This is a genomic window from Pseudomonas meliae (assembly GCF_001400515.1).
Taxonomy (GTDB): Bacteria; Pseudomonadota; Gammaproteobacteria; order Pseudomonadales; family Pseudomonadaceae; genus Aquipseudomonas; species Aquipseudomonas amygdali.
Map to the genome: position 1 here is coordinate 1 of NZ_LJQT01000245.1, position 9,074 is coordinate 9,074.

Annotated in this window: 6 protein-coding genes and 1 pseudogene; 6 read left to right on the top strand and 1 reads right to left on the bottom strand. The window is 58.1% G+C overall.

Going from position 1 to position 9,074, the window contains the following annotated elements:
* Positions 1–39: 39 nt before the first annotated feature.
* Positions 40–1,416, bottom strand: a complete 1,377-nt coding sequence (locus ALO64_RS11015; RefSeq protein ID WP_003413528.1) for a glutamine synthetase family protein — start codon at positions 1,414–1,416, stop codon at positions 40–42.
* Between the two features lie 593 nt (positions 1,417–2,009).
* Between ALO64_RS11015 and ALO64_RS11020 the strand changes: the two genes are divergently transcribed.
* From ALO64_RS11020 to ALO64_RS11045, 6 genes and pseudogenes are all read left to right on the top strand, one after another.
* Positions 2,010–3,368: a glutamine synthetase family protein gene (locus ALO64_RS11020; protein WP_002555767.1), complete on the top strand. Its 1,359-nt coding sequence runs from the start codon at positions 2,010–2,012 to the stop codon at positions 3,366–3,368.
* Positions 3,369–3,436: 68 nt separating this feature from the next.
* Positions 3,437–4,800: pseudogene (locus tag ALO64_RS11025) on the top strand (aspartate aminotransferase family protein).
* A 141-nt stretch (positions 4,801–4,941) separates the two neighbouring features.
* A complete protein-coding gene (locus ALO64_RS11030) occupies positions 4,942–6,039 on the top strand; it encodes a polyamine ABC transporter substrate-binding protein (protein ID WP_054991714.1) in 1,098 nt (365 codons plus the stop codon).
* Positions 6,040–6,094: 55 nt separating this feature from the next.
* Positions 6,095–7,237 carry a polyamine ABC transporter ATP-binding protein gene (potA, locus tag ALO64_RS11035; RefSeq protein WP_002555763.1) on the top strand — a complete coding sequence of 381 codons (1,143 nt, stop codon included), beginning with the start codon at positions 6,095–6,097 and terminating at the stop codon, positions 7,235–7,237.
* On the top strand, positions 7,234–8,154 hold the full coding sequence (locus ALO64_RS11040) for an ABC transporter permease subunit (RefSeq protein ID WP_044344798.1): 921 nt from the start codon (positions 7,234–7,236) through the stop codon (positions 8,152–8,154). The genes potA and ALO64_RS11040 overlap by 4 nt, the downstream gene beginning before the upstream one ends.
* Positions 8,151–9,032 carry an ABC transporter permease subunit gene (locus tag ALO64_RS11045; protein WP_044344799.1) on the top strand — a complete coding sequence of 294 codons (882 nt, stop codon included), beginning with the start codon at positions 8,151–8,153 and terminating at the stop codon, positions 9,030–9,032. The genes ALO64_RS11040 and ALO64_RS11045 overlap by 4 nt, the downstream gene beginning before the upstream one ends.
* The last annotated feature ends 42 nt before the right edge of the window (positions 9,033–9,074 follow it).

Here is a 9,074-nt window from a genome sequence, read left to right on the forward strand (position 1 = left end):
TCTCAAGGCTTTGCGGCGTTTTATGTTGCTCAGCCTCAATCAGACTGTGTGCAGGTACCAGTTGTACTCGAGGTCGGAGATGGAGTGTTCGAACTCTTCCAGCTCGCTCTCTTTACAGGCGACAAAAATGTCGATGTATTTTGGGTCGATGTACTTGGCCATGACCGGGTTGTCGTCCAGCTCGCGCAGTGCATCACGCAGGTTGTTCGGCAGGCTTTGTTCATGCTGCTCGTAGGAGTTGCCTTCTACCGGCGCGCCAGGTTCGACCTTATTGACCAGGCCGTGGTGCACGCCCGCCAGGACCGAAGCCATCACCAGATACGGGTTGGCATCGGCACCGGCAACGCGGTGTTCGATACGTACCGCGTCGGCGGTGCCGGTCGGTACGCGAACGGCGACCGTACGGTTGTCCAGACCCCAGGTCGGCGAGTTGGGCACATAGAACTGCGCACCGAACCGGCGATACGAGTTGACGTTCGGGCACAGGAAAGCCATTTGTGCCGGCAGGGTCTCGAGCACACCGCCGATTGCATGACGCAATGCGGCGTTCTGCTCGGGATCCTCGCTGGTGAAGATGTTCTTGCCATCGCGATCCAGGATCGAGATGTGAACGTGCAGACCATTACCCGCCTGACCCGGATAGGGCTTGGCCATGAAGGTCGTGTCCATCTCGTGATCGTAGGCGATGTTCTTGATCAGGCGTTTGAGCAGCACGGCGTAATCGCACGCCTTGATGGCATCGGCAACGTGGTGCAGGTTGACTTCGAACTGTGCCGGGGCGCTTTCCTTGACGATTGCGTCGGCAGGAATGCCTTGCTCCTTCGCACCTTCAAGGATGTCCTGAAGGCAGTCGACGTACTCGTCGAGGTCATCGATCAGGTAGACCTGTGTCGAGTGCGGGCGTTTGCCGGAGATCGGCGAGCGGGGCGGTTGTGGGCGACCGTTCACGTTCTCCTGATCGATCAGGTAGAACTCCAGCTCGAATGCGGCGCAGATGGTCAGGCCCATTTCGTCGAACTTGGCGACGACCTGGCGCAATACTTCACGCGGGTCGGCGAAAAACGGGTCGCCTTCGAGTTCGTGCATGGTCATCAGCAACTGCGCGGTAGGGCGCTTTTGCCATGGTTCGTTGCACAGGGTGTCAGGGATGGGATAACAGATTCGGTCAGCATCACCGATGTCCAGGCCCAGGCCGGTGCTTTCCACCGTGGAGCCATTGATATCCAGAGCAAATAAAGAGGCCGGCAGGTTGATGCCTTTCTCGTAAACCTTATGGAGGCTGGTGCGTTCGATGCGTTTGCCACGCACCACACCATTCATATCTGCAATCAGAAGGTCAACGTACAGAACCTCAGGATGTTCCTTAAGGAACGCGTTCGCTTCGTTAAGCTGAACGGCACGCGGGGGTACCGACATGATGCAACACCTTTGTTGTTAAAAATATCAATCATCAATGATTGCGGATCTCAGTCAATCCGAAAGCCATGATGAAGTCAATAGAGCCTTTTTTGCCCTAAAACTGCGCCATATGGCCTTTTTTGCCGCTATTTAGGGCGTTTTATTCCGTTTCTGACCGTTGTTAAATACGAGCTAGAGCGGCCTGTCTTCTATTTTTAACGGGTTGTTGTATAAAAAAATGAACGAGGCTAAGCTCGATCGCAACCCAGTAGAGCAACAATAGCGGGGGGCCAATGCTTCACCTTTCCCTGGTCGACACGCGACTATCAAGTCCGTACAGCGCTCATCATGCATGTGATATCGGTGCTCGTGGTGGGTTGCCACACCTTGCGACATCCCTGAACGGCTATCGAAGCCAGTCTGCTCTACTCTCAATGCTGGACATTACCACTATAACGGCTTCGTCAGTGTGACCGCGGCCGTCTGGAAATCCGGCCCCGCAGCTGTCACCTTACCCCTAATCGGCGTCTGCCGAAACGAGTTGTACAACATGACGCCGATGCGTCTGGAACGCCTGATCACGATCAGGACAATAAAACCCTGAGGTATTTATGAGTACCAACCTCGACCAGCTCACCGATTGGTTGAAAGAACACAAGATTACCGAAGTCGAATGCATGATGTCCGACCTTACCGGCATCACCCGCGGCAAGATCTCGCCGACCAACAAGTTCATCGCTGAAAAAGGCATGCGTCTGCCTGAAAGCGTGCTGTTGCAGACGGTGACTGGCGACTACGTAGAAGACGATATTTACTACGAGCTGCTGGACCCGGCAGACATCGACATGATCTGCCGTCCCGACCAGAACGCGGTGTATCTGGTGCCCTGGGCGGTCGAGCCCACTGCGCAGGTGATTCACGACACCTACGACAAGCAGGGCAACCCCATCGAGCTGTCGCCGCGCAACGTGTTGAAGAAGGTCCTCAAGCTTTACGCCGATCAGGGCTGGCAGCCAATCGTGGCGCCGGAGATGGAGTTCTACCTGACCAAGCGTAGCGACGACCCGGACTATCCGCTACAGCCACCGATCGGGCGCTCCGGGCGACCGGAAACCGGCCGTCAGTCGTTCTCGATCGAAGCGGCCAACGAATTCGATCCGCTGTTCGAAGACGTCTATGACTGGTGCGAACTGCAGAACCTGGATCTGGACACGCTGATCCACGAAGACGGCACGGCGCAGATGGAAATCAACTTCCGTCACGGTGATGCCCTGTCGCTGGCCGACCAGATTCTGGTGTTCAAGCGCACCATGCGCGAAGCCGCCCTCAAGCACGACGTCGCGGCGACCTTCATGGCCAAGCCGATGACCGGCGAGCCAGGCAGTGCCATGCACTTGCACCAGAGCATCATCGACATCGAGACCGGCAAGAATATCTTCTCCAACGAAGACGGGACCATGAGCGAGCTGTTTCTGAACCACGTTGGTGGTCTGCAGAAGTTCATCCCCGAGCTATTGCCGCTGTTCGCCCCCAACGTCAACTCGTTCCGCCGCTTTCTGCCCGACACCTCGGCACCGGTGAACGTCGAGTGGGGCGAAGAGAACCGTACCGTCGGCCTGCGCGTGCCGGACGCTGTGCCGCAGAACCGTCGCGTGGAAAACCGTCTGCCAGGTGCCGATGCCAACCCCTATCTGGCCATCGCCGCCAGTCTGCTGTGCGGCTTCATCGGCATGGTCGAAGGCATCAACCCGAGCGCACCGGTGGTCGGGCGGGGTTACGAGCGGCGTAATCTGCGTCTGCCGTTGACCATCGAAGACGCGCTGGAGCGCATGGAAAACAGCAAGACCATCGAAAAATACCTGGGCAAGAAATTCATCATCGGTTACGTCGCGGTCAAGCGCGCCGAGCATGAAAACTTCAAGCGCGTGATCAGTTCGTGGGAGCGGGAATTCCTGCTTTTCGCCGTCTGATCACGCAGAGCGCCGCTGCGATTGATGCGCGGCGCTCTGCTAACTGACCTGATCAAAGGAAGTGCTGCATGAGTGCCAATAACCCGCAAACCCTCGAATGGCAGGCCCTGAGCAGCGAGCATCACCTGGCACCGTTCAGCGACTACAAACAATTGAAAGAGAAAGGCCCGCGCATCATCACCCGTGCCGAAGGCGTTTATCTGTGGGACAGCGAGGGCCACAAGATCCTCGATGGCATGTCCGGCCTGTGGTGTGTGGCCATCGGTTATGGCCGCGAAGAACTGGCCGACGCAGCCAGCAAACAAATGCGCGAGCTGCCGTACTACAACCTGTTTTTCCAGACCGCCCACCCGCCCGTGCTGGAGTTGGCCAAGGCCATTTCCGAGATTGCACCGCAGGGCATGAACCATGTGTTCTTCACCGGTTCTGGCTCTGAAGGCAATGACACGATGCTGCGCATGGTTCGTCATTACTGGGCGCTGAAAGGCCAGCCGAACAAGAAAACCATCATCAGCCGCGTCAATGGCTACCACGGCTCCACCGTCGCCGGTGCCAGCCTGGGAGGCATGACGTACATGCACGAGCAGGGCGACCTGCCGATTCCGGGGGTGGTGCACATTCCCCAGCCATACTGGTTCGGCGAAGGCGGCGACATGACGCCGGACGAGTTCGGTATCTGGGCTGCCGAGCAACTGGAAAAGAAAATTCTCGTACTGGGCGTCGAGAACGTCGGTGCGTTCATTGCCGAGCCGATCCAGGGCGCTGGCGGTGTGATCGTCCCGCCCGATTCCTACTGGCCGAAGATCAAGGAAATCCTTTCCCGCTACGACATCCTGTTCGCCGCCGATGAGGTGATTTGTGGTTTCGGGCGTACCAGTGAGTGGTTCGGTAGCGATTTCTACGGCCTCAAGCCGGACATGATGACCATCGCCAAAGGCCTGACCTCCGGTTATGTACCGATGGGCGGCCTGATCGTGCGCGATGAAATCGTTGCGGTGCTCAACGAGGGCGGTGATTTCAATCATGGCTTTACCTACTCCGGGCATCCGGTGGCGGCAGCCGTTGCGCTGGAGAACAACGTATCCTGCGCGAAGAAAAGATCGTCGAACGAGTCAAGTCGGAAACGGCACCGTATTTGCAAAAGCGTTTGCGTGAGTTGAGCGATCATCCGCTGGTGGGCGAGGTCCGTGGCGTCGGGCTGCTGGGGGCCATCGAACTGGTGAAGGACAAGGTCACTCGCGAGCGCTACACCGACAAGGGCGCCGGGATGATCTGTCGAACCTTCTGCTTCGATAATGGCCTGATCATGCGGGCCGTGGGCGACACGATGATCATTGCGCCGCCACTGGTGATCAGTTTTGCGGAAATCGACGAACTGGTGGAAAAGGCTCGCAAATGCCTGGATCTGACGCTGGCGGTGTTGCAGGGCTGAAAACGCAAAAAAAGCGTCGATTCAAGCGCAATGTGCATTGTTTGAGGGGCTTCGGCTTGAAAGCCTGCCCAGGAAGTTGCCAGACTAATGGCTACACGCCGCTAACTGACGGTCAGTGATAAAAATACATTGGAGCTACGCATGAAAAAATTTGGCAAGACCCTTCTCGCGCTGTCCCTGATGGGCGTTGTGGCCACTGCTGCGCAGGCCGATGACAAAGTGCTGCACGTCTATAACTGGTCCGATTACATCGCGCCGGACACCGTTGCCAAATTCGAGAAAGAATCGGGCATCAAGGTGGTCTACGACGTTTTCGACAGCAACGAGACGCTTGAAGCCAAATTGCTTGCTGGCAAATCCGGCTATGACATCGTCGTGCCGTCCAACAACTTCCTGGCCAAGCAAATCAAGGCCGGCGTTTATCAGGAGCTGGACAAGTCCAAGCTGCCGAACTGGAAGAACCTCAACGAATCGCTGCTCAAGGCCGTGTCGGTCAGCGACCCGGACAACAAGCACGCATTCCCGTACATGTGGGGTTCGATCGGTATCGGCATCAACCCGGACAAGGTCAAGGCTGCGCTGGGCGCCGATGCGCCGGTCAATTCCTGGGACCTGCTGTTCAAGCCGGAGAACGCAGCCAAGCTGAAGTCGTGCGGCATCAGCTTCCTCGATTCGCCGACCGAAATGCTGCCGATAGCCTTGCATTACCTGGGCTACCCGACCGATTCTCAGGACAAGAAGCAGCTCGCCGAAGCTGAAGCGCTGTTCATGAAGATTCGTCCATCGATTGGCTATTTCCACTCGTCCAAGTACATCTCGGACCTGGCCGATGGCAACATCTGCGTCGCAGTCGGCTATTCGGGTGATATCTACCAGGCCAAATCCCGCGCTGCCGAAGCCGGTGCCAAGGTAAAAGTTGCTTACAACATTCCCAAAGAAGGTGCCGGCAGCTTCTACGACATGATCGCCATTCCCAAGAGTGCCGAAAACGTTGAAGGTGCCTACAAGTTCATGACCTTCCTGATGAAGCCCGAAATCATGGCTGAAATCACCAACGCAGTGCGCTTCCCGAATGGTAACGCGGCAGCGACGGCACTGGTCGACAAGGAAATCACCAGTGACCCTGGCGTTTATCCGCCTGCCGACGTACAGGCCAAGCTGTATGCAATCGCGGACTTGCCTCTTGCCACGCAGCGGATCATGACCCGCAGCTGGACCAAGGTCAAGTCGGGCAAATAAAAATCCAGCACCCGGCCGTATTGGCCGGGTTGCCTACCTGTTGGGAGTTTCACCCATGGCAGTTGCCTCCGGCGCCTACAAGAAAGCCCTCGAAGGCGGTCAGCAACCCAAAGAGGTGCTGGTCAAGATTGATCGGGTCACGAAGAAGTTCGACGAGACGATTGCGGTGGACGACGTGTCGCTGCAAATCAACAAGGGTGAGATCTTCGCCCTGCTTGGCGGCTCCGGTTCCGGAAAGTCCACACTGCTGCGCATGCTGGCTGGTTTCGAGCGCCCGACCGAGGGCCGCATCTACCTAGATGGTGTCGACATTACCGACATGCCGCCGTATGAACGTCCGATCAACATGATGTTCCAGTCCTACGCGCTGTTCCCGCACATGACCGTGGCGGACAACATCGCCTTCGGCCTGAAGCAGGACAAGCTGGCCAAGCCGGAAATCGAAGCCCGCGTGGCGGAGATGCTCAAGCTGGTGCAGATGACCCAGTACGCCAAGCGCAAGCCGCATCAGCTGTCCGGCGGTCAGCGTCAGCGTGTGGCCCTGGCCCGTTCGCTGGCCAAAAAGCCCAAGCTGTTGCTGCTCGACGAGCCGATGGGCGCGCTGGACAAGAAACTGCGTTCGCAGATGCAACTGGAACTGGTAGAGATCATCGAGCGCGTCGGCGTGACTTGTGTAATGGTGACTCACGATCAGGAAGAGGCCATGACCATGGCCGAGCGCATCGCAATCATGCACTTGGGCTGGATCGCGCAGATCGGCAGCCCGATCGATATCTACGAAACCCCGACCAGCCGTCTGGTCTGCGAATTCATCGGCAGCGTCAACCTGTTCGAAGGTGACGTGATCGAAGACATGGAGGCACACGCGCTGATCCGCAGTCCTGAGCTGGAGCGCAATATCTATGTCGGCCACGGCGTCAGTACGTCGGTGGAAGACAAGCACATCACCTACGCCCTGCGCCCTGAGAAGCTGCTGATCACTACCGAGCAGCCAGGCTTCGAATACAACTGGTCGCGCGGCAAGGTCCACGACATCGCCTATCTGGGCGGTCATTCGGTGTTCTACGTCGAGCTGCCGGGCGGCAAGCTGGTGCAATCGTTCGTCGCCAACGCCGAGCGTCAGGGCGCACGGCCTACCTGGGGCGATGAAGTCTACGTGTGGTGGGAAGACGACAGCGGCGTGGTACTGCGCTCATGAAAATCCGCAAGATCAAGCGCGCGTTCGAGCGCATAAAGCCCAACGTGCGGCAGATGGTCATCGGCGTGCCGTTCCTCTGGCTGTTTCTGTTCTTTGCCTTGCCGTTTTTGATCGTGCTCAAGATCAGCTTCGCCGAAGCCGACGTCGCGATCCCGCCATACACCGAGATCTTCAGCTACGCCGACGAAAAGCTGCAGATGGTCCTCAACTTCGCCAACTACACCTTGCTCAGTGGCGATGACCTGTACGTTTCGGCCTATCTGGGCTCGCTGAAAATGGCCTTCATCAGCACGTTGCTGTGCCTGCTGATCGGCTATCCGATGGCTTATGCCATTGCCAGCGCCCGTAAAGACATGCAAACCGTGCTGTTGCTGCTGATCATGATGCCGACCTGGACCGCGATCCTGATCCGCGTCTATGCCTGGATGGGCATTCTCAGCAACAACGGGCTGCTCAATGCCTTCCTGATGTGGCTGGGCCTGATCGACGCACCGTTGCAGATCCTCAACACCAACCTGGCGGTGTACATCGGCGTGGTCTACTCCTACCTGCCGTTCATGATCCTGCCGCTGTACGCCAACCTTGTGAAGCACGACACCAGCCTGCTGGAAGCCGCGTCCGACCTGGGTTCGAGCACCTTCAACAGTTTCTGGAAAATCACCGTACCGCTGTCCAAGAACGGTGTGATCGCCGGCTGCATGCTGGTATTCATCCCGGTGGTCGGCGAGTTCGTGATTCCCGAACTGCTGGGTGGCCCGGAAACACTGATGATCGGCCGCGTGCTGTGGCAGGAATTCTTCAGCAACCGTGACTGGCCGGTGGCTTCGGCGCTGGCAGTCATCATGCTGCTGGTGCTGATCGTGCCTATCATCCTGTTCAACCGCAGTCAGGCCAAAGAACTGGAGGGCAAGGCATGAACCGCTTTCGATTCTCGAACCTGATGCTGGTTCTGGGTTTGCTGTTTATCTATGCGCCGATGGTGATTCTGGTCATCTACTCGTTCAACGCCTCGCAACTGGTGACGGTCTGGGGCGGCTGGTCGGTGAAGTGGTACGTCGGCCTGCTGGACAACTCGCAGCTGATGGGCTCGGTGATGCGCTCGCTGGAAATCGCCTGCTACACCGCCGTTGCTGCGGTGGCACTGGGAACGATGGCTGCGTTTGTGCTGACCCGCATCAGCCGCTTCAAGGGCCGCACGTTCTTTGGCGGGCTGGTTACAGCTCCCCTAGTCATACCGGAAGTGATCACCGGTCTGTCGCTGTTGCTGCTGTTCGTGGCCATGGCGCAATTGATCGGCTGGCCGCAGGAACGCGGCATCATGACCATCTGGATCGCGCACACGACGTTCTGCGCGGCCTACGTGGCAGTTGTGGTATCGGCGCGGCTGCGTGAGCTGGACCTGTCGATTGAAGAAGCGGCGATGGATCTGGGCGCGCGTCCGTGGAAGGTGTTCTTGCTGATCACCATCCCGATGATCGCGCCGTCGCTGGCAGCCGGCGGCATGATGTCGTTTGCACTGTCGCTGGACGACCTGGTGCTCGCCAGCTTCGTCTCCGGGCCCGGCTCGACGACATTGCCGATGGAAGTGTTCTCTGCCGTGCGTCTGGGCGTGAAGCCTGAAATCAACGCCGTGGCGAGCCTTATCCTGCTGGCCGTTTCATTGGCGACCTTCCTGGTCTGGTTCTTCACCCGCCGCGCGGAAAACAGCCGCAAGCGTGCCATCCAGCAAGCCATCGAGGAAAGCGCAGCAGACGCCTGGAAACAACCGGACCCAAGGCGTGCGCCTGCGGCGTGAAGACCTGATCGTGCCCGGAGGGCGTGGGAGCGAGCTTGCTCG

Excerpts from the sequence above, each read along its gene's own strand:
- ALO64_RS11030 (WP_054991714.1), top strand. The coding sequence starts at position 4,942 with ATGAAAAAATTTGGCAAGACCCTTCTCGCGCTGTCCCTGATGGGCGTT.
- potA (WP_002555763.1), top strand. The coding sequence starts at position 6,095 with ATGGCAGTTGCCTCCGGCGCCTACAAGAAAGCCCTCGAAGGCGGTCAG.
- ALO64_RS11020 (WP_002555767.1), top strand. The coding sequence starts at position 2,010 with ATGAGTACCAACCTCGACCAGCTCACCGATTGGTTGAAAGAACACAAG.
- ALO64_RS11040 (WP_044344798.1), top strand. The coding sequence starts at position 7,234 with ATGAAAATCCGCAAGATCAAGCGCGCGTTCGAGCGCATAAAGCCCAAC.
- ALO64_RS11015 (WP_003413528.1), bottom strand. The coding sequence starts at position 1,416 with ATGTCGGTACCCCCGCGTGCCGTTCAGCTTAACGAAGCGAACGCGTTC.
- ALO64_RS11045 (WP_044344799.1), top strand. The coding sequence starts at position 8,151 with ATGAACCGCTTTCGATTCTCGAACCTGATGCTGGTTCTGGGTTTGCTG.